Annotated in this window: 16 protein-coding genes; 7 read left to right on the forward strand and 9 right to left on the reverse strand. The window is 72.6% G+C overall.

Annotated features, from left to right (window positions below; all coding sequences use genetic code 11):
• The first annotated feature begins 31 nt into the window (after positions 1-31).
• Positions 32-1,156 (forward strand): glycosyltransferase, encoded by a 1,125-nt coding sequence (locus tag Q0R63_RS00140; protein ID WP_295692229.1) that lies wholly within the window; start codon positions 32-34, stop codon positions 1,154-1,156.
• Here Q0R63_RS00140 and Q0R63_RS00145 read toward each other — a convergent pair.
• The 3 genes from Q0R63_RS00145 to Q0R63_RS00155 all read right to left on the reverse strand — a co-directional run bounded on the left by Q0R63_RS00145 (position 1,138) and on the right by Q0R63_RS00155 (position 4,963).
• The gene (locus Q0R63_RS00145; protein WP_295692231.1) at positions 1,138-2,709 is read right to left on the reverse strand and encodes a glycosyltransferase; all 1,572 of its coding nucleotides are present in this window, start codon (positions 2,707-2,709) and stop codon (positions 1,138-1,140) included. The genes Q0R63_RS00140 and Q0R63_RS00145 overlap by 19 nt on opposite strands.
• Positions 2,706-3,704 carry a class I SAM-dependent methyltransferase gene (locus Q0R63_RS00150; RefSeq protein ID WP_295692233.1) on the reverse strand — a complete coding sequence of 333 codons (999 nt, stop codon included), beginning with the start codon at positions 3,702-3,704 and terminating at the stop codon, positions 2,706-2,708. The genes Q0R63_RS00145 and Q0R63_RS00150 overlap by 4 nt, the downstream gene beginning before the upstream one ends.
• Before the next feature lie 83 nt (positions 3,705-3,787).
• The gene (locus tag Q0R63_RS00155) at positions 3,788-4,963 is read right to left on the reverse strand and encodes a methyltransferase domain-containing protein (protein ID WP_295692236.1); all 1,176 of its coding nucleotides are present in this window, start codon (positions 4,961-4,963) and stop codon (positions 3,788-3,790) included.
• Between the two features lie 314 nt (positions 4,964-5,277).
• Between Q0R63_RS00155 and Q0R63_RS00160 the strand changes: the two genes are divergently transcribed.
• The 4 genes from Q0R63_RS00160 to Q0R63_RS00175 all read left to right on the forward strand — a co-directional run bounded on the left by Q0R63_RS00160 (position 5,278) and on the right by Q0R63_RS00175 (position 10,058).
• A complete protein-coding gene (locus Q0R63_RS00160) occupies positions 5,278-6,468 on the forward strand; it encodes a glycosyltransferase family 1 protein (RefSeq protein ID WP_295692238.1) in 1,191 nt (396 codons plus the stop codon).
• Positions 6,465-7,412: a glycosyltransferase family 2 protein gene (locus Q0R63_RS00165; RefSeq protein WP_295692241.1), complete on the forward strand. Its 948-nt coding sequence runs from the start codon at positions 6,465-6,467 to the stop codon at positions 7,410-7,412. Before Q0R63_RS00160 ends, Q0R63_RS00165 begins: the two co-directional genes overlap by 4 nt.
• A 146-nt stretch (positions 7,413-7,558) precedes the next feature.
• The gene (locus Q0R63_RS00170; protein WP_295692243.1) at positions 7,559-8,299 is read left to right on the forward strand and encodes a class I SAM-dependent methyltransferase; all 741 of its coding nucleotides are present in this window, start codon (positions 7,559-7,561) and stop codon (positions 8,297-8,299) included.
• 91 nt (positions 8,300-8,390) lie between these two features.
• On the forward strand, positions 8,391-10,058 hold the full coding sequence (locus Q0R63_RS00175; RefSeq protein WP_295692245.1) for a hypothetical protein: 1,668 nt from the start codon (positions 8,391-8,393) through the stop codon (positions 10,056-10,058).
• On the opposite strand, the gene Q0R63_RS00180 is transcribed toward Q0R63_RS00175, so the two are convergent.
• Positions 10,024-11,226 carry a glycosyltransferase family 2 protein gene (locus tag Q0R63_RS00180; RefSeq protein WP_295692247.1) on the reverse strand — a complete coding sequence of 401 codons (1,203 nt, stop codon included), beginning with the start codon at positions 11,224-11,226 and terminating at the stop codon, positions 10,024-10,026. The genes Q0R63_RS00175 and Q0R63_RS00180 overlap by 35 nt on opposite strands.
• A gap of 76 nt (positions 11,227-11,302) precedes the next feature.
• Positions 11,303-12,643, reverse strand: a complete 1,341-nt coding sequence (locus Q0R63_RS00185; protein WP_295692250.1) for a UDP-glucose/GDP-mannose dehydrogenase family protein — start codon at positions 12,641-12,643, stop codon at positions 11,303-11,305.
• A gap of 109 nt (positions 12,644-12,752) precedes the next feature.
• On the opposite strand from Q0R63_RS00185, the gene Q0R63_RS00190 reads away from it, so the two are divergent.
• The gene (locus Q0R63_RS00190; RefSeq protein WP_295692252.1) at positions 12,753-13,820 is read left to right on the forward strand and encodes a glycosyltransferase family 2 protein; all 1,068 of its coding nucleotides are present in this window, start codon (positions 12,753-12,755) and stop codon (positions 13,818-13,820) included.
• Positions 13,821-13,841: 21 nt separating this feature from the next.
• Positions 13,842-14,810, forward strand: coding sequence for a zinc-binding dehydrogenase (locus tag Q0R63_RS00195; RefSeq protein WP_295692255.1), 969 nt, complete (start codon positions 13,842-13,844; stop codon positions 14,808-14,810).
• Positions 14,811-14,816: 6 nt separating this feature from the next.
• On the opposite strand, the gene Q0R63_RS00200 is transcribed toward Q0R63_RS00195, so the two are convergent.
• The 4 genes from Q0R63_RS00200 to Q0R63_RS00215 form a co-directional block, all read right to left on the reverse strand.
• On the reverse strand, positions 14,817-15,068 hold the full coding sequence (locus Q0R63_RS00200) for a hypothetical protein (protein ID WP_295692258.1): 252 nt from the start codon (positions 15,066-15,068) through the stop codon (positions 14,817-14,819).
• A 44-nt stretch (positions 15,069-15,112) separates the two neighbouring features.
• Positions 15,113-17,368, reverse strand: a complete 2,256-nt coding sequence (locus tag Q0R63_RS00205; protein ID WP_295692260.1) for a glycoside hydrolase family 3 C-terminal domain-containing protein — start codon at positions 17,366-17,368, stop codon at positions 15,113-15,115.
• Complete coding sequence (locus Q0R63_RS00210) at positions 17,358-18,365, reverse strand: LacI family DNA-binding transcriptional regulator (RefSeq protein WP_295692263.1); 1,008 nt, start codon at positions 18,363-18,365, stop codon at positions 17,358-17,360. The genes Q0R63_RS00205 and Q0R63_RS00210 overlap by 11 nt, the downstream gene beginning before the upstream one ends.
• Before the next feature lie 92 nt (positions 18,366-18,457).
• Positions 18,458-19,414, reverse strand: a 957-nt coding sequence (locus Q0R63_RS00215) for a class I mannose-6-phosphate isomerase (protein WP_295692266.1), incomplete at its 5' end; no start/stop codon positions are given.

Below are 19,414 nucleotides of genomic sequence, written 5' to 3' on the forward strand. Positions count from 1 at the left end.
TCTCCACGATCCGACGTGACACCATGCCGCCATGGTGGCCGAGCTGTCCGAGCTGTCCGAGCTGTCCGTCGTGGTCGTGGGCACCCAGCTGTCGGCGCCGGTGCCCGGAGGCACCGGCCGCTACACGAGCGAGCTGCTGCGCACGCTGGCCGCCACCCAGCCCTCGCACGCCCGGTTCAAGGTCTTCCCCGTCGCGAGCAGCAGGCTGCCCTACCGCCTCCTGGCCCGGCTGTGGGACCGGGGCCTCCCGCCACGGGCCCCGGACGCCGAGGTCATCCACGCGCCGACCCTGCTGTTCCCCCCGGTGCGCCGCGAGTCCGCGCTCGTCGTGACCATCCACGACGTCGTCCCGTGGACCCACCCGGAGACGCTCACTCCCCGCGGGGTGGCCTTCCACCGACGGATGGCCCAGCGGGCCGCGCGCCGGGCCGACCTCGTCCTCACCCCGACCGAGGCGGTGGCCGAGCAGGTGCGCCGGCTCGTCTCACCCACCGCCCCGGTGCGCACCGTGCCCCCGCCGGTCTGGCCCCTCGACGTTCCGGCGGACGCGGCGGCATACCGGCTGGCCGTCGGGGTGGCCGAGCCCTACCTGCTCTTCGTCGGCACGGCCGAGCCGCGCAAGGGCCTCGACGTCCTCGTCGCGGCGCTCCGGGAGGCCGGGCCGCGGGTGCCGGACCTCGTCGTCGTGGGTCCGAGGGGCTGGGGCGACATCCGGGTGGACGACCTCGCGGCGCGGGCCGGGGTCGCGTCCCGCGTCCGCGTACTGGGGCGGGTGGACGAGGCCACGCTGGCAGCCCTGTATGCCGCCGCTGCGGCTGTCGCCGTCCCCAGCCTCGCCGAGGGCTTCGGCCTGCCGGTGCTCGAGGCCATGACCCTGGGCGTGCCGGTCGTCACGAGCGACGACCCCGCGCTGCTCGAGGTGGGGGCGGGCGTCCCGCTGGTCGCCCCGGTGGGCGACGTCCACACTCTGGCGGAGCAGCTCGCCGAAGCCGTCGCGCCGGGCCGGCGGGAGGCCCTGGCGGCTGCGGGACGCCGCCGCGCGCAGGACTTCTCGGCCGCACGGACCGGCGAGCTGCTCTGGGAGACCTACGCGCACGTCGCCGGTGACCGCCGTCCCCGAGGGTCTCGGGGTGGGACTCAGAGCACGGGCAGGTAGTCGTCCCGTCCGGGTCGGCCCCAGCGCGCCATGGTGTCGAGGTGCTCCCAGGACTCGATGGTGCGCGGACGGGTCCGCGACTCGAAGTGGTAGAGCTCGCAGCCGGCGACCCAGACGATGCGCAGCCCGGCGTGCCGGACCTTGTAGGACAGGTCGACGTCGTTGAAGTTGACCGGCAGGGACTCGCTCAGGCCGCCGATCTCGTCGAAGACGCTGCGGCGCAACGCCGAGCAGGCCGCCGTCACCCCGGACACCTCGCGGCTGATGGCGAGGTCGCCCAGCCGGCCGGGGTCGGTGCCCGGGACGCCGAGATAGGGGTGGGTGAACTGTCCCTCGGTGTAGCGGTGACCGGCGTGCTGGATGGTGCCGTCGCCGAAGTAGAGCTTCGCGCCGGTCATGCCGACGTCCGGCTCGTCCAGCGGCCCGACGAGCTGCTCGAGCCACCCGTCGCTGATGACGTGGACGTCGTCGTTGAGCAGGACCACCCGGGACCCGCGCGAGTGGACCACCCCGACGTTGATCTTCTCGCTGAAGTTGAAGGCGCGGTGATAGGGCACGAGGACCAGCCGTGACCCGGCGATCCGCCGCAGGTCGTCGAGCACGTCGGCGGGAGTGGGGTCGTCGTAGACGACGACCACCTCGAGGTCGGCGTGGGAGGTGTGCTCCAGGGCCGTCCGCACGGTCTCGGTGACGAACGTCCGGCGCTCACCCCAGACGATCCCGTCCTGTCCCCGGGTCGGGATGACGATGCTGACCGAGGTCCCGGGGGCGAGCCGACGGTCGACGAGGTAGTGGCCGAGCGCGAGCGGTGAGGTCCGGGCCCGCCCGTCGATCCCCCGCCGCTCGAGGCTCTCCTGGACGGCCCTCATCCCGGCCGTCGCGGCATAGGGCTTGGCCTGCGCGTTGCCAGCGGTCGACCCGGGCACCACCCGCCAGTGGTAGAGGATCTCGGGGATGTGCACGATCCGGCGGGCCCGCTCGGTGACCCGCAGGACGAGGTCGTGGTCCTGCGAGCCGTCGAAGCCGGTCCGGAAGCCCCCCAGGTCGACCATCAGCGTGCGCCGGACCACGGAGAGGTGGCAGGTATACATCTGGCCGAGCAGCCGCTCCGGCGACCACCCGGGCTTGAAGAACTCGTCGTAGTGAGTGCCCTCGTCGTCGACCTTGTCCTCGTCGGTGTAGAGGTAGTCGACGTCGTCGGTGCGCAGGACCATCTGCGCCACCTTCGCCAGGGCCTCCTCGTGGAGCAGGTCGTCGTGGTCGAGCAGGACCACGAACTCCCCGGTGGCCACGGCGAGCGCGTCGTTGGAGGCGGCCACGATGTGACCGTTGGTCTCGCGCTCGACGAGCCGGATCCGCCTGTCCTGGGCGGCCGCTCGGCGGATCGTCTCGCGGACCTGGGGCGATGGGGAGCAGTCGTCGACGAGGATCCACTCCCAGTCGGGGAAGGTCTGCGCCCGAACCGACGCGATGGTGTCGGAGAGGACGTCGAGGCCGGGCTCGTAGACCGGCGTGATGATCGAGAAGAGCGGCGCGGTCGACCCGGCGGTCACCGGCGGACCTGCCGCTTCACCGCGGCCATCGGGGACATCAGCGTGCCCCCGACGCGCCACCGCAGCGAGGCGCGGACGGCCTCCAGCTCATCGGCATACTCCCGGAGCGTGTCCAGCAGCTGATGCACCTCCTGCTTGAGCGCGCCGTTCTCCGCCGCGACCCGGGCGAGCTCGGCGCGGGCCGTGCCCACCGTCGCCTCGGCGCCGATGGCGTGGTCGCGCAGGATGAGCAGCTGGTGGCGCAGGTCCGCCACGACGGCGCCGTCCTCGAGCTCGCCGAGCTGGCGGTGCATGTCGAGCAGGGTGTCGCGCTTGACCGCGACCTCCTGCCGCAAGGGATACATCGCGGCCTCGTAGCGGTGGACGACGTCCCGGGTCCGGAGCGGCGCCTTCTCGACGTAGACGGCCCACGGAGAGAGGAAGGACAGGTCGACGTCGGTGCGGCGGTAGAACCCGCGAGCCGCGAACTCGGCGGCCCAGTCGGCCACGGGGTGGACGTTGACGTGGGTCGGCTCGTCGAAGTCGCCGGGGGTGGAGGAGAGGACCACGCGGTCGGTCGCGGCGCAGATGTTCTCGATCGTCGTCGCCGCGTCGGGCGGCGACAGGTGCTCGAGCACCTCGATGCAGGTCACGAGGTCGTAGCGACGTCCGAAGGGGACGGTGGCGCTGGCCACCCTCACCCGGTCGCGCACCTCGGGGTCGGCCTCGGCGATGGCCGTCTCCGACAGGTCGAAACCCTCGGCGTCGGTGCTCCCGGCGACGAGGAAGCCCTGGACGAGCAGACCCTTGGCGCACCCCACGTCGAGCACCGACCCGACCGGACCCGTGGCGGCGATCACCCGGGCGGCGACGCCGGTGAAGAAGGCGCGCCAGCCGGGGCTGCTCCAGGCGTAGGGCTCCTCGCTGTCGGAGTAGTGACGGTAGTAGTGCTCGCTGTAGTCGGTGGCGGTGGTGCCGCCCACCGACGAGCCGGTTGTCGCCGTCGTCTCGCTCACGGAGGTCAAGGTCCTTTGGGGTGTCGGTCAGGTGCTTCGGATCAGGCAGGAGTGTATCGGGACCCGTCCCAGCGCCCGGGTCGTCAGCCGGGTGACGAGCGGCGCAGCCGCCTCCTGAGGGCGACGACCGGGGCGGCCACCATCCCGCCGACCATCCAGCGTCGGGAGGCCAGCACGTCGTGGTGGGCCGTGCGCAGTCGGTGCAGCTCGTCGTCGCGTGCGGCCACGTCCTCGCGGAGGCTCGCGGCCTCCTCGCGGAGCCTCGACGCCACCTCCTGCAGCTCCTCGAGCGTGAGGTTCAGGTCCGCGAGGTGCGGCCGTGGGGCCTCGCCGACGGCATTCGGGAAGCCCTCTCGGGGCAACGCCGTCCTTGCTCGCTCGATGCCTGCGCGCCGCCGCTCCTCTCGCGCGGCGGGATCGCCATCGGTGGTGAGCCGCTCGAGGACGACATGGAACTCGAGCTCGTTGCGTCGCGTCGGCACGATGTCGACGATGGTGAAGTCGATCATCCCCAGCAGCCCGAGCTCGTCGATCTGCTCGACGAAGGAGGAGGGGGTGAAGGTCCACACGTGGGAGTCGATGTATTCGCCCTCGGTCGCGCGCTGGGCCATCTCGCGTGCGTCCTCGAGCGAGTAGGTCCGGGCCTCGGTGGTGGGGACCTGACCCTCCCAGGCCCGGTCCGCACCGAAGGCGACGTGGCTACGGAAGTGGTCGAAGGCGGCCCGGGGGGACGGCACGACATCGGCTGACGCGTGGGCGGCCAGGACCTGACCGGTCGTGGTGCCCGGACGGAGGATGTCGAAGCTGAAGCGGCGGTCCGGGACGGTGAGCACGACGTGCCCCCCGCCGCGCAGGACAGAGGCGAGCTCGGCGAACCAGCTGACGAGGTCGGGGATGTGCTCGACGACGTGGGCGGCGACGACCCAGTCGAAGGGTGCGCCGGGGGCGACGGCCTCGCTCAGCGTGCGGATCCCGTCGGGACCCTTGAGCCAGTAGTGGATCTCGGGGATCTCGTCGCAGTCGACGGCCGGATCGCCCTCGAAGTGGGCCACCAGCTCGTCCCGGTCGATGATGTCGACGAACTGGACGTCGGCGCTCGCCGGGTCGGCGATCGGCGAGGCCAGGGGACCGATCTCGAGCCCGTGGCCGGCGCTGAAGTCGAAGATCGGCAGGTAGGTCAGACGCCGGAGCTGGACGGCCGTCAGGACCGGCGCCGCCCCCGGGGTCGTCGTGGCGGTCGTGCTCCCGTCGGGTGTCATCGGGTCCTTAGGTCTGCGGTCGTCACTGCCGGTTGTCGCGGCGACCGTCAGGGTGGTCTGCGGTCGCCGGCGCCGAGGGAGGGCGTCGGCGAATATACCGCCAGCCGGGGCGCCCGTGGGGCGGCAGCCGCGGGTGGACGCGCCGCCGCAGGACACCCCGGCGCGGTCGCGCCCTTGCCTCCCGGCCGACGGCGGCCCGATAGGCTCGGCGCTCCGCGCTCCCGCCGGGCACACCGGCGGTCCGGTGGACGAACCCTGCCCCACGCACACCGCCCTTGCGACACCCCGCGACACCCGGAGACCCCGCCGCCCTCATGACCACCGTCCTCGTCGACGCCACCGCCCTTCCCGCCGACCGCGGAGGCGTCGGACGTTACGTCGACGAGCTCGTGACCCGCCTCCCCGGGCTCGGCGCGCAGGTCCACGTCACGGCGCAGGCGCGCGACCGGGCCCGGTATGCCGCGGTGCTGGGTCCCGAGCACGTCCACCTCGCGCCGGGCTGGGCGTCCGGCACCCCGGCCCGACTCGCGTGGGAGCAGGTGGGGCTGCCCGGCGTCGTCCGCCGCCTGCGGCCCGACGTCCTCCACTCCCCGCACTACACGATGCCGCTGGCCATGCGGCTGGGGGCGCGACTCCACCGGCCGCTCGCCCGGCTGGTCAGGGGGAGCGCGGCGACCCCGACGGCGCAGGTCGTCACGCTGCACGACGCGACCTTCTTCTCGCTGCCCGAGATGCACCTGGCGGCGAAGCGCCGCTTCTTCACCACCTGGACCCGCGTCTCCGCCCGCGAGGCCGACGCGCTCATCGTGCCCAGCATCGCGACCAGGGAGGAGGTCGTCGCCCACACCGGCGTCGACCCGGCCCGCATCGGCGTCGTCCCGCACGGTGTCGACCACGACCGGTTCCGACCGCCGACGCACGCCGAGGTGTCGGCCGTGCGGCGGTGGCTGGACCTGCCCGAGGACACGCCCTACGTCGCCTTCCTGGGCACCCTCGAGCCGCGCAAGAACGTCCCGGCGCTCGTGAAGGCCTGGGTCGCCAGCTCACGCGGTCGGGACGACGCGCCCGTGCTCGTCCTCGCCGGCGGGCGGGGCTGGGACGACGGCATCGACGCCGCGCTCGCGGCCGTCCCGGCCGGGCTCCGTTTCGTGCGAACGGGATTCGTCCCCGACGGCCTCGTGCCGGCGCTGCTCGGGGGGGCCGAGGTCGTGGCCTACCCGGCGTTCGGCGAGGGCTTCGGGCTGCCCGTCCTCGAAGCGATGGCGTGCGGGGCCGCGGTCCTCACGACCCGTCGGCTCTCCCTGCCGGAGGTCGGCGGCGAGGCCGTCGCCTACGCCGAGACCCCCGACGCGGTGGACGTCTCGGCGGCACTGTCCGCCCTCCTCGACGACCCTGAACGGCGAGAGCTGCTGAGCAGGAAGGGAATCGCCCGGGCCGCGACCTACACGTGGGAGGCCACGGCGCGCGGCCACCTCGAGATCTACGAGGCGGTGGTGTCCAGGTGAGCGGTGTCCAGGGGAGCGGCGACCCCGTGAGCGGCGACCCGGTGAGCGATGGGGTGAGGCCCGTGCTGCGGGTCGTCGTGGTGACGTGGTTCGCCGGTGACTTCCTGCCCCACTTCGTGGAGTCCCTCGGGCCGGCGAGCACCGCCGCCGTCGCGGTCACCGTCGTGGACAACGGCTCGACCGACGGGACGGTGGAGTGGGCCCGGGCCCAGCCGGACCTCACGCTGGTGGAGACCGGCCGCAACCTCGGCTACGGCGGCGGGGCCAACGTCGGTGTGCGCGCGTCGGACGAGCCGTGGGTCCTCATCGCCAACTCCGACCTGACCATCGATCCCGGGGCCCTCGACGAGCTGTTCCGGGTCGCGGGCCGGTGGCCGCGCGCCGGCGTGCTCGGGCCCCGCATCCTCACGCCCGACGGCCGGCTCTACCCCTCCGCCCGCGAGCTCCCGTCGCTGGGCCGGGGCATCGGGCACGCGCTCTTCGGGTGGCTGTGGCCGACCAACCCGTGGACGGCGTCCTACCGCCGCGAGCGCGGCGATCCGCGCGAGGAGACCACCGGCTGGCTCTCGGGTGCGTGCCTGCTCGTGCGCCGGGAGGCCTTCGAGGCGGTTGGGGGGTTCGACGAGAGCTACTTCATGTACTTCGAGGACACCGACCTGTGCGAGCGGATCGGCCGGGCCGGCTGGGACAACGTCTACGCGCCCTCCGCGGTCGTCCGCCACCACGGGGGGGCATCGACCTCGCTCGACCTGGTCGGCTCGTCGAAGGCGCACCACGACAGCGCCTACCGCTACCTCAGCCGCCGGTATGCCGGTCCGAGGTGGGCGCCCGTGCGGCTCGCCCTGCGCGTCGGCCTCTGGGCCCGCTTCCAGCTCTCCCGGCGGGTCACCCGGGTCGTGCACGGGGCCGAACCCACCCGAGACGGCCGATCCCCCACTCCCTGACACCACGGGACTCGACCGGTCGCGCGTCCGCCGCTCGAGGCACGAGCGGCGCGGTACTCTCCTCGACGACAGCCCGTGCTTCGGCGGAGGGGCCGACCAAGCGCGTCCAGGGTGCCATCGGGCGCGACGCGAGCGACGAGGTGAGCATGGACCAGTTCGTACCCCCGGAGGGCGTGACGGCGTCGGGCGACTCGGCGCTGCAGACCCAGACCCTCGAGTCGGTCGCCTCGGCCGTGAACTACCACCGGTGGCTGACCGCGCTGGCCCAGCCCCATCTCGGCGACTCCCCGCTCGAGCTCGGCAGCGGGTTGGGCGACTACGCACAGACCTGGCTCGACCAGGGCCTCCCGTCCATCACCGTGACCGAGGTCGACGCGAGTCGCCTCGCGGTCCTCTCGGCCCGGTTTGCCGACGACCCGCGCGTCACGGTCTCCTCGATCGACGTCTTCCGGCCGCCGAGCGGTCGCCACAGCGCCTACGTCGCGTTCAACGTCCTGGAGCACATCGACGCGGACGTCGAGGCCCTCCGCGCAGCCCACACGCTGGTCCGCCCGGGTGGCGCCGTCGTGATGTTCGTGCCGGCCTTCGAGTTCGCGATGAGCCGCTTCGACCGCTCCGTCGGTCACGTCCGCCGCTACACCACCACAACCCTGACGCAGGCCTTCACGAGTGCCGGGCTCGAGGACGTCCACGCGACCTACGTCAACATGCCCGGGCTCGCCGCGTGGTTCGTCGGGATGCGCCTGCTCCGGATGACCCCCGGTGAGGGTCCACTGCTCTCGGTGTGGGACCGCGCCGTGGTCCCCCTGGCGAGGCGGTGGGAGAAGACGCACCGGGCCCCCTTCGGCCAGTCCGTGTTCGCCGTCGGCCGGGTCCCGGTCGGATGAGTCGCCGGGTCACCCCACGGTCCACGAGGAGGGGTCTCCCCCCATCGTGCTGATCGTGCGGCGGCTGGGCGGGTCGAGCAGACGGCGGGTCGTGTCCAGGGTCGGTTGCGGGATCGTCGTCCTGCTCGCGTCCCTGACGAGCGTCGTCCTGCGTCGGTCCGTGCCCATCCCCTACGGCCTCTCGGCGCTGGACGACGTGCTGTTCCTGCGCAGTGCGGGCTCGATCGCCAACGGGGACTGGCTCGGTCCCTACGACAGCCTGACCCTGTCGAAGGGCCCGGCCTACCCCGTGTTCATCGCGCTCATGCACGACCTCGGGTGGGAGCTCAAGGTCGGCGAACAGCTGACCTACCTGCTCGCCGCAGCCGTTCTGGCGCTGGCCGTCTGGTTCACGACGGGACGGCTCGCCACGTCCACCGCGGCATACGTGATCGTCGCGCTCGACCCGGTGAGCTTCGACTCCCAGAGCGCGGAGCTCATCCGCGACAACTGGCAGGGCTCGCTCGGGCTCCTCTTCGTCGCAGCGGTCTTCCTCGCCCTCCAGCTCGCCCTGACGAGGCGGCGGTGGTGGGCCTGGGCCGGCGCCGCGGTCCTCGCCGGGGTCTCCGGAGGCGTCTACTGGCTGTGCCGGGAGGAGGGTGCCGCGATCCTGCCCGGCATCGCGGTCATCGTCGTGGGGACGCCGTTGCTGTGGGCCCGCGCCGAGGGTCACCGGGTGCGGCTGAGGACGATGGCACGGTATGGCTGCGCACTGGCGCTCGTCGGCGGCACGTTCGCCGCGCCGCTCCTCGTGGTGCGCGCCCTCAACGCGGAGCACTACGGCGTGGCGATCACCGTCGAGACGGCGGAGGGGTCCTACCCGGCTGCCTACGCGGACTGGACGAGGGTCGGTGGTGGCTCGACGACGCACTACGTCCCGCTCACCACGGCCCAGCGCCTCGCCGTCTACCGGGTCAGCCCCGCCGCCCGCGAGATCGAGTCCTTCCTCGAACGGCCGGCCAACCCGGCTTTCGCCCCCAAGGTCCTGAGCGGGGCTCAGACGGTCTGGGCGATCCGCGACGCGGCGGCCCACGCCGGCAAGTTCTCGTCCGCGGCGGAGGCGCAGGACTACTTCGCCCGGCTCGACGCCGAGATCAACGCGGGGTGCGACAGCGGGGTGCTGGCCTGCGCGCCACGCCTCCCGGCGTCGCTGCAGTCGCTGCAGCGGGCTCCGCTGGGGACGGTGACCCGGGTCGCCGCCACCATGACCTCCTCGGTGCTCACCGGAAAGGGTCTGCTCGACCAGGGGACGACACGTGGGGCCAGCCGTCAGGTCACCCGCGCCGGCGTCGCGGCGCTCGTGGCCGGAGTGCCCGCCGACGAGGCGGCCGCCTCCTCCCAGCAGGCGCGGTTCCGCGCGACGACCTGGCGTCTCGACGTCCTGGGCGCCGTCTACGGGCCGTTGCTCGTCGTGCTCGCGGTCATCGCGGTCGTCGCCGGCCTGCGGGGCTGGTGGCGGCTGCGCTGGCCGCGCTCACCCCTGCTCGTCCTCGGGCTGGCGCTGGCGGTCGGTCTCGCCGTGCGGACGGTGCTGCTGGCGGTCATCACGGCAGCGGACTACAACGCCTCGATCGCCCGCTACCAGCTGGCCGGCCGGTTCCTCTTCGTCGGCGCTGTCGTCGTGGGCTGCGCCGCCGCGGTGGAGATGATCGCGGACCGGCGCCGACAGGAGCCGCCCGACCCGGTCAGGGCCTCCCGATCGTCGTCAGGCTCATCGTGAAGCTGACGAGGATCAGCTCGAACCCGCAGACGATCAGCACCATGCCCCAGATCGGCAGGCGCATCGTGCTGGTCGGGTCCAGCGCGCCGAAACCGACACTTCCCCAGTGCGCGATGGCCACGACGAAGGCCGCGGTCCCGGTCAGGACGCTGAGCAGGCCGACCCCGAGGCCGTGCTCCAGGGTGACTCGCTGGAGGGCCCGTTCGAGACCGGCCTGGGACGGCAGCAGATCGAGGTGCGTGGCGTAGGAGCGGGAGACGATGGCCAGCCCGAGGGTCTGGGCGCCGACCATGAAGGCGGTCCCGCAGGCCAGCATCGTGTGGACGCTGAACGACACGCCGCCCACGGTCAGGGTGCCGAAGGAGAGCCAGACCAGCCCCAGAGCGCCGAGCACGAGCAGGACCAGCCCGGGATAGACCATGAGCCAGCGGGGGCTGAAGGCCAGCAGGAAGCGCAGGTGGCGCCAGCCGTCCCGCCAGGTGCGCAGGTGCGGTGCGCGGGTCCGGCCGTCCGGACGGAGGGTGGTCGGCACCTCGACGATCGTCAGCCGTGCCAACGAGGCCCGCACGACCATCTCGCTGGCGAACTCCATACCGTCCGTCCGGGGGCCGAGCGCGAGGACGGCGTCCCGCCGGAACGCCCTCATCCCGCAGTGGAAGTCGCCGACGGGGATGTGGAAGAACAGCCTCCCGATCCGGGAGAGCACGGGGTTGCCCAGGTAGCGGTGCAGTGCGGGCATCGCGCCGGGCTCGATGCCGCCCAGGAACCGGTTGCCCATGACGAGGTCGGCGCCCGCGCGCAGGGCCTCCACGAAGGCGCCGATGTCGTCCAGCGCGTAGCTGTCGTCGGCGTCGGCCATCAAAACGAACTCGCCCCGGGCCTCCTCGATCCCCCCACGCAGGGCGGCCCCGTAGCCCCGTGTCGAGACGGGGACCACCCGGGCGCCCTCGTCGCAGGCGATCTGCTGGGAACCGTCCGTCGAGCCGTTGTCGGCCACGATGATTTCGCCCCCGATGCCGAGGCGGCTCAAGGAGCGACGCGCCTTGCGGATGCACACGGCGAGCGTCTCGGCCTCGTTGAGGCAGGGAAGCACGATGGTCAGCTCGCAGACCGGGGCCTGCTGCCCCCCTCCGGCGGCCTCGACGCGCGCAATCTCCGGGGAATCCACCGTCACAGCCTAGTGGCTCGGTGGTCCCTCGGTCGGGAGGAAGGGCGGGAGGAAGGGCGGGCGGAGGGAGGTGCCCTCAGGCGTGCGGTCGGCCGAGGGCGCGGTAGACCCACCCCGCCGCGCGCCACACCGCGGGATCGAGGGAGTTGCGCCCGTCGATGATGCTCGGGGAGGCGACCAGTGCGGTCAGTCGTGCAGGGTCGAGGTCCCGGTAGTCGGACCACTCCGTCAGGTGCAGCACGACGTCGGCGCCCGTCAGCGCGTCCTCGACCGCTTCGGCGTAGGTCAGCGTCGGACGGGCGAGGCGAGCGGCCGGGATGGCCTTGGGGTCGTGGATGACGACCGTCGCCCCGGCCTGCTGGGCCGCCGCGGCGATGTCGAGCGCGGGGGAGTTGCGCACGTCATCGCTGTCGGGCTTGAAGGCGGCGCCCAGGACGGCCACCCTCTTGTGGCGCAGGGTCCCGCCGCACTGCTCCCGGGCCATGTCGACCATGCGGACCCGTCGCCGGTCGTTGATGGCGTCGACCTCGCGCAGGAACGTCAGCGCCTGGTCGGCGCCGAGCTCCCCCGCGCGGGCCATGAAGGCGCGGATGTCCTTGGGCAGGCAGCCCCCGCCGAAGCCGATCCCGGCCCCGAGGAACTTCCGGCCGATCCGGTCGTCCATCCCGATGGCGTCGGCGAGGTGCACGACGTCGGCGCCCGCAGCCTCACAGACCTCGGCCATGGCGTTGATGAAGGAGATCTTCGTGGCGAGGAAGGCGTTGGCCGCCACCTTGACCAGCTCGGCGGTCGGCAGGTCGACGACGAGCCGGGGTGTCCCGGCGGCGAGGGGCACGGCATACACCTCGTCGAGGAGGGCGATGTCGGCCTCCTTCGCGTCGCCCTCGACACCGTAGACGAGCCGGTCCGGCGACATCGTGTCCTTGATGGCGAACCCCTCCCGCAGGAACTCGGGGTTCCAGGCCAGCCGGGCCGCGGCACCGGCCAACCGCCGGCCCGTCAGCTCGCGCAGCAGCTCGGTCAGGGCGTGGGCCGTCCCGACCGGCACCGTCGACTTGCCGACCACGAGCGAACCGGCGCGCAGGTGCGGGGCGATCGCCTCGAGCGCGGCGAAGACGTAGCGGGTGTCGGCGGCATACTCACCGCGTCGCTGGGGCGTGCCGACGCAGATGAAGTGGACGTCGCAGTCCGCCACCGCCGACACGTCGGTCGTGAAGGTGAGCCGACCGGTCGCCAGGGTCGCCGCGAGGAGCTCGTCGAGTCCCGGTTCGAAGAGCGGGGCCCGGCCCGCGGCCAGGCCCGCGACCTTGTCGGCGTCGGTGTCGACCGCGACCACCGTGTGACCCATCTGGGTCATGCAGGCCGCGTGGACCGCCCCGAGGTAGCCGGTGCCGATGACAGAGAGGGTGTGCGTCACGGGGAGGATCCTACGAGTGGGGCGGCACCGGCTCGCCGATCCGGCTCTGGACTAGGGTGCGACACGCCGCGACACGTATCCTCGAGGTGCCCTCCAGAAAGGTCGCTCCGTGAAGCTGGTCGTCCAGGTCCCCTGCCTCAACGAGGAGGAGACGCTCGCCCTCGTGCTGTCGACGATCCCGAAGGCGATCCCCGGCATCGACGAGATCATCGTGCTCATCATCGACGACGGGTCCACCGACCGCACGGTCGAGGTGGCGCGCGAGCACGGCGTGACGGAGTTCGTCCGGCACGCCCGCAACCGGGGCCTCGGGCGGTCCTTCCATGACGGGGTGCAGCGCGCGCTGGAGCTCGGGGCCGACATCGTCGTGAACACCGACGGCGACAACCAGTACCCCCAGGAGCGCATCAGCGACCTCGTCCAGCCGATCGTGAGCGGCACGGCCGACATCGTCATCGCCGACCGGCAGGTGCACCTCGTCGAGCACTTTTCGCGGACGAAGATCGCCCTCCAGAAGTTCGGCAGCAGCGTGGTGAACCGCGCGGCCGGCACCGACCTGCCCGATGCGGCCAGCGGGTTCCGCGCCTACTCGCGCGAGTCCCTCATGCTGCTCAACACCATCACCCGCTTCAGCTACTGCATGGAGACGATCATCCAGGCGGGCGTGAAGAAGCTGAGGATCGTCAGCATCCCGGTCGTGACCAACCCCAAGACGCGGGAGTCCCGGCTGTTCAGGTCGACCAGGGAGCACGTCGCCAAGTCCGCCATGGCGATCATCCGGGCCTACATCATGTACAAGCCCTACGCGATCTTCGGAGCCCTCGCCGCGATCTTCTTCGTCCTCGGCATCGCGCCCTTCGTCCGGTATGCCGTGCTGCAGTTCACCGACCGCGGTGGCAACCACCTGCAGTCGCTGCTGCTCGGGGTGGCCGGCATCCTCATCGCCTTCCTCTCGGTCATGCTCGGGATCATCTCCGACCTGATCCGCACCAACCGGATGCTCATCGAGGACGGCCTCGAATACACCAAGAAGATGCGGTTCGGGATGGCGGGCACCGTGACGCCCGCGATCCATGCCGTGATTCCGGCGGGGCCGGCCATGACCGTGCTGCCCGACCTCGTCGCCGAGCCGGACCGCCTGCCTGACGGTGCTGTGGGTGTGCGTGCTCGCGCCTGACCCGGGTCGTAGGGTGAGGAGATGCTCGCTGCCTACGCTGCCAGGATCAGTCCCGACGACCCGCTGAGCGCCCTCGAGGTGGCTGAGCGTCCGGAGCCGGAGGCGCGACCCGGGTGGACCACGGTCTCGCTCAAGGCTGCTGGGCTCAACCACCACGACGTGTGGTCGCTCAAGGGTGTCGGCCTCCCGGTCGAGAGGACCCCGATGATCCTCGGCTGCGACGGCGCGGGGGTCGACCCCGACGGCAACGAGGTCATCGTGCACGCCGTCGTCACCAGCGACGGCTGGAGGGGCGACGAGACGATGGACCCCAGGCGCTCGCTGCTCTCCGAGATCCACGACGGCACGATCGCGCAGCAGGTCGCTGTGCCGACCTCCAACCTCGTGCCGAAGCCCGAGGGGATGTCCTGGGAGACCGCCGCCTGCCTCTCGACGGCGTGGCTCACGGCATACCGGATGCTGTTCACCAACGCGGGCGTCTCGCCGGGCTCGACCGTGCTCGTCCAGGGCGCCGGCGGGGGGGTCGCGACGGCCCTGGTCCAGCTCGGCTCGGCCGCCGGCTACCGGATGTGGGTCACCTCGCGTGACGAGGCCAAGGGCGCCAAGGCGCTCGAGATCGGCGCCGATCGCGCCTTCGCGTCGGGGGCGCGGCTGCCCGAGCGGGTCGACGCGGTCATGGAGACCGTCGGCGCGGCGACGTGGTCGCACTCGGTCAACGCGCTCAACCCCGGCGGCACCATCGTCATCTCCGGCGCCACCTCGGGTGATGCGCCCGCGAAGGCCGAGCTGACCAAGATCTTCTTCAAGCAGCTGCGGGTCATCGGCTCCACCATGGGCACGCGGCACGAGCTCGAGCGGCTGGCGACCTTCGTGACCGAGCAGGGCATCACGCCGGTCATCGACAGCACCATGCCCCTTGCGGACGCGCGGGACGGCTTCGCCAAGATGGCGGCCGGCGAGGTCTTCGGCAAGATCGTCTTCACCGTCTGACGCGGGTCAGTGCCGGCTGACCGCGCCGGCCCAGACCCAGGTCTCGAAGAGGTGCGGGGGGACGCCCCACCGCACCCGGACGGCCCGGGTGGTCCACGCGACCGCCTGGCCCTCGACGAGCTCCTCGACGCCGTCCTCCCAGACCACCCAGGCGGAGACCGTGATCTGGGTGGGCGCGGGCGTGATCGCCGCGGCGGCATACTGCTCGGGGACGAGGCTGCGCGGCTGCCGGAGCGCGCGGCGCGGCAGGTCGGTCACCCGGACAGGATATCGAACACCTGTTCGATCCGTGCGTCACCCGTTCAGCCGATCCGCGGCTCCGTCGGCGGCGCCAGAAGGGCGCGCAACCGCTCGACGTCGATAGCCGGGTCGAACGCGGCCACCCGCGAGAGCGGGACCGAGCGGAGCATCGCATGGTGGCCGGGGTCGAGGGTGTCGTCGGCCAGCATGGTGGCGATCGGCCCGCCGGGACGCGCCAGCAGCGGCCCGGCCTCGGGGTGCTCCAGGGCCTCACCCACGGTCGACAGGGGCGTAAGGACCGGAGGGTGACCGTCGACCGGCACCGTGATCGTCGTCGTGAGCCGGAGGTCCCGGGAGGAGGCGCCGACCTCGATCACGGCCTCGCCCGCCTCGACGCGCCACCGGTGCTCGCGGGCCGACCAGTAGGCGAAGGAGCGCGCGTCGAGGGGGATCGTCACGCGCTCGCCGGCGCCGGGCTCGAGCGACAGCTTGGCGAAGCCGCCGAGCACGTGGCGAGGGCGCCCGACGGTGCCGTGCGCGCGGACGTAGACCTGCACGACCTCGGCGCCGGCGACGGGTCCGGTGTTGGTCACGGTCACCGCCACCAGTGTGGTGGTGCCGTCCAGGTGGACCTCGAGGTCGGTGTGCTCGAAGGTCGTGTAGCTGAGCCCGTGCCCGAACGGGTAGGCCACCGGGACGTGGAGCGTGTCGTAGTAGCGGTAGCCGACGTAGAGGCCCTCGCCATAGGTGACGGTCCCCTCGGCGCCGGGGAAGTGGAGGTAGGCGGGGGAGTCCTCGAGCCGGAGCGGGATGGTCTCGGTGAGCCGGCCGGACGGGTTGGTCCGTCCGAAGAGCAGGTCCGCGACGGCCAGCCCGCCCGCCTGACCGGGCAGCCACAGCTCGAGGACGGCGCTCGCGCGGTCCTGCCACTCCGCGACCGAGACCACGCCGCCGTTGGCGAGCACCACGACGAGCCGGTCGGTGACGGCGGCCACCCGGTCGAGCAGCCGCAGCTGGTCGACCGGCAGCACGATGTCGGTGCGGTCGAAGCCCTCGGACTCCGCCTCGTCCGGGAGTCCGAGAAAGAGCACCGTGACGTCGGCCCGGGCCGCGAGGGCGACGGTGTCGGTGTCGGTGTCGGTGTCGGTGTCGGCACCGTCATCGGGCACCGTCTCGACGATGACCGCGGCGCCCACGAGGGCCCGGATCGCGTCGAGGGGCCCGTCGACCCGGGTCGGGGTGACGCGCGAGCTGCCGGACCCCTGGTAGCGCGGCACAGCGGCGAACGGCCCGATCAGCGCGATGGTCTGCGGCGCCGTCGGTGAGAGGGGGAGCAGGCCGTCGTCGTTCTTGAGCAGGACGGCTCCGTCGGCCGCCGCTGCCCGGGCCAGCTGGTGGTGGGCGTCGAGGGCGACCGGGGTCGAGGTCGGGTGCCGGGACTCGGCGCGGGTGCGGTCGACCAGGGCCAGCAACCGCCCGGCGGCCCGGTCGACCACCTCCTCGTCGAGCGTCCCGGCCAGGACCGCGTCGACGACAGCCGCGTCCGTGTGCGTCGGGGGCATCTCGAGGTCGAGCCCGGCCGTCAGAGCCCGGACGCGGTCGTCGACGGCACCCCAGTCCGACATCACCAACCCGTCAAAACCCCACTCCTGCCTCAGGATCCGCGTCAGCAGCTCGTGGTGCTCACTGGCATACGTACCGTTGACGCGGTTGTAGGCACACATCACCGTCCACGGTGCGGCGTGCGTGACGACGTGCTCGAAGGCCGCGAGATAGATCTCGCGCAGGGTGCGCTCGTCGATGTCGGCACTGACCCGGAGGCGGTCGGTCTCCTGGTTGTTGGCCGCGGAGTGCTTGAGCGAGGCCCCCACGCCGATCGACTGGATGCCGCGGACGAGGGCGGCACCGATCCGGCCGGCGAGGACGGGGTCCTCGGAGAGGTACTCGAAGTTGCGGCCGCACAGGAGCGACCGCTTGATGTTGACGCCCGGCCCGAGGACCACGGCGACCTGCTCGGCGCGCGCCTCCCGGCCGATCGCCGCCCCGACGCGCTCCACGAGCGCGGGGTTCCACGTCGACCCCAGGGTCACGGCAGGCGGGAAGCAGGTGGCGCGTATGCCGTTGTCGAGGGCGAGGGGGTCGCTCCCCTCGACCTGCTTCCGCAGGCCGTGCGGTCCGTCGGTCAGCAGCAGCCGCGGGACCAGGTCGTCGTTGCCCTCCGCGGTCCTGATGCCCTGGGTGTGCCACATCCCGCTTCCCGAGGTCAGGGAAGCCTTCTGCGGCAACGACATCCGGGCCAGCCGGGGGTCAGCGGGCAAAGCCGCCCCTGGACACGAGCTCGGTGGGGAGCAGGATCGTCCGGGCCGCGGAGGTGTCTCCGTCGAGCCGCGCGAAGGCCCGCTCGGCGGCGATGCGACCGAGCTCGGCGGCGTCGTAGTTCACGATCCGCACGGGCATCGGCAGCAGCCGGGAGGTCTCGAAGTCGTCGAATCCGACGACCGCGACGTCGCTGCGCCGGCGCCAGACCTGGTCGACGGCACCGATGAGGCTGCGGTTGTTGCCGCACAGCACGGCCGTGGGTGGGCGGCGGAGGTCGAGCATCGTCGCCACGGCCGCGGCCGCGTCGTCGGGGGTGTGGAGGCGATGCCCCACGAGCGCCGGGTCCAGGGCGACCCCCGCCCGCTCGAGGGCCACCTGCACCCCGGCGTGCCGTTCGCGCATCGTGTAGATCTCGAGGGAGTCGAGCAGGACGGCGATGCGGGTGTGTCCCGCGGCGAGCAGCTCGTCCACCGCCGCGGCCGCTCCGCCCGCGTTGTCGAGCAGGACGGCGTCGGCGCGCAGCCCGCCGCCGGGACGGTCGACGAAGACCACCGGGGTCCCCATCTTGACCTCTGTCCGGAGGTAGCGGTGGTTGTCGCCCGACGGGACGATGACCAGCCCGCTGACCCGGCGCTGGAAGAGGTCGAGCACGGTGGCCTTCTCGAGGTCGGGGCTCTCCTCCGAGCTCGCGGTGATGAGGTGGAAGTCGCGGGCGCGGGCCGCCGATGCGATGGCGGCGGCGATGGGGGTGTAGAACGCGTTCTGGAGGTCTGCGGTGATCAGCCCGATGGTGCGCGTCTCGGTGCCGGTCCGGAGGGTGGCCGCGACGTCGTTGCGCCGGTAGCCCAGGCGGCGGATCGAGACGAGGACCCGGTCGGTCATCGCGGGGTCGACCGTCGTCATCCGGTTGACCACGCGGGAGACGGTCTTGAGGCTGACGTCCGCGTCGCGGGCCACGTCGTTCATGGTCGGCCGCTTGGGCTGCTGGGCGGCCATGGTGTCCTCCTGTCGCGTCCGGGTGCCGGGGCCGCCGCGGCCGACCCGGGCGCCGACTCGGACACTATCCAATCGGGCGCCGTCGGACCCACTCACCGCGCGAGCGGAGGGCGGCATACGAGGATCTCGCCGGCGCCGCGGACGAGGAGCGGACCGGCCGCCCATGGGACGACCGTCGTGCTCCCGGCGGGAAGGTCCATCGGGTCGGCGGACTCGCTGCGGACGGCGCCGGACCGGAGGGAGATCGTCCCGGACAGGACGGCCATGACCAGCAAGCCCCGGTCGAGCGATAGGGGTGACGACACGGCGTGTCGCTCGGCGCGGAAGTAGGGCGCGGACCGTGCCGGGAGGAGGCCGAGGGACGGGTCGGACCGGGTGAGGTCGTCCACCGCGGCCGGGTCGAGGACCGTGTCGTCGACGGCCTCGAGAGCGGTGCGGAAGCCCAGGCCGAGGTGTCCGTCAGTGGCGCCCGCGAGGTCGAACCCGCGCCACTCGCAGAGGATCGACAGGTCCTCCGGCTGCTGGAGCTCGACGAGGAGCAGGCCGGCGCCGATGGCGTGCAGGGTCCCGGCCGGGACGTAGACGGTGTCGCCCGGATGGACCACCCGTCGGTGCAGCAGGTCGAGCAGCGCCTCGACGTCCTGCTGGTCGACGAGGTCGAGCAGCGCGGTCCTCGTGACCGGACGGCGCAGCCCGAGGAAGACCTCACCACCGACGAGGATGTGCCACGCCTCGACCTTGCCGTGCGCCCGGCCGAGGTGCCGGGCCGCGAACTCGCCGTCGGGATGGGCGTGGACGGGCAGCCGCTGTCCGGCGTGCAGGAGCTTGACGAGGAGCATCGTGTCGGCCCCGAAGGCCGCAAGGTGGTGGGGGCCCAGCCAGTCGGTCGGGGAGTCCTCGACGTGGGCGCGCAGGGTGCGGCCGTCGGGCAGGGTGCTCAGTCCGAGTGATGTCTCACCGAAGGGGGCGGTGGTCGAGGCGACCCAGTCCTCGGGCACGTGCTGCCGACTTGGTGACGGCGCCGCCGGTGGCGACGCGGCCGCCGGCAG

Origin of the sequence: Lapillicoccus sp. (genome assembly GCF_025353065.1) — a bacterium.
GTDB lineage: Bacteria > Actinomycetota > Actinomycetes > Actinomycetales > Dermatophilaceae > Lapillicoccus.

Excerpts from the sequence above, each read along its gene's own strand:
- Q0R63_RS00140 (WP_295692229.1), top strand. The coding sequence starts at position 32 with ATGGTGGCCGAGCTGTCCGAGCTGTCCGAGCTGTCCGTCGTGGTCGTG.
- Q0R63_RS00155 (WP_295692236.1), bottom strand. The coding sequence starts at position 4,963 with ATGACACCCGACGGGAGCACGACCGCCACGACGACCCCGGGGGCGGCG.
- Q0R63_RS00160 (WP_295692238.1), top strand. The coding sequence starts at position 5,278 with ATGACCACCGTCCTCGTCGACGCCACCGCCCTTCCCGCCGACCGCGGA.
- Q0R63_RS00170 (WP_295692243.1), top strand. The coding sequence starts at position 7,559 with ATGGACCAGTTCGTACCCCCGGAGGGCGTGACGGCGTCGGGCGACTCG.
- Q0R63_RS00195 (WP_295692255.1), top strand. The coding sequence starts at position 13,842 with ATGCTCGCTGCCTACGCTGCCAGGATCAGTCCCGACGACCCGCTGAGC.
- Q0R63_RS00210 (WP_295692263.1), bottom strand. The coding sequence starts at position 18,365 with ATGGCCGCCCAGCAGCCCAAGCGGCCGACCATGAACGACGTGGCCCGC.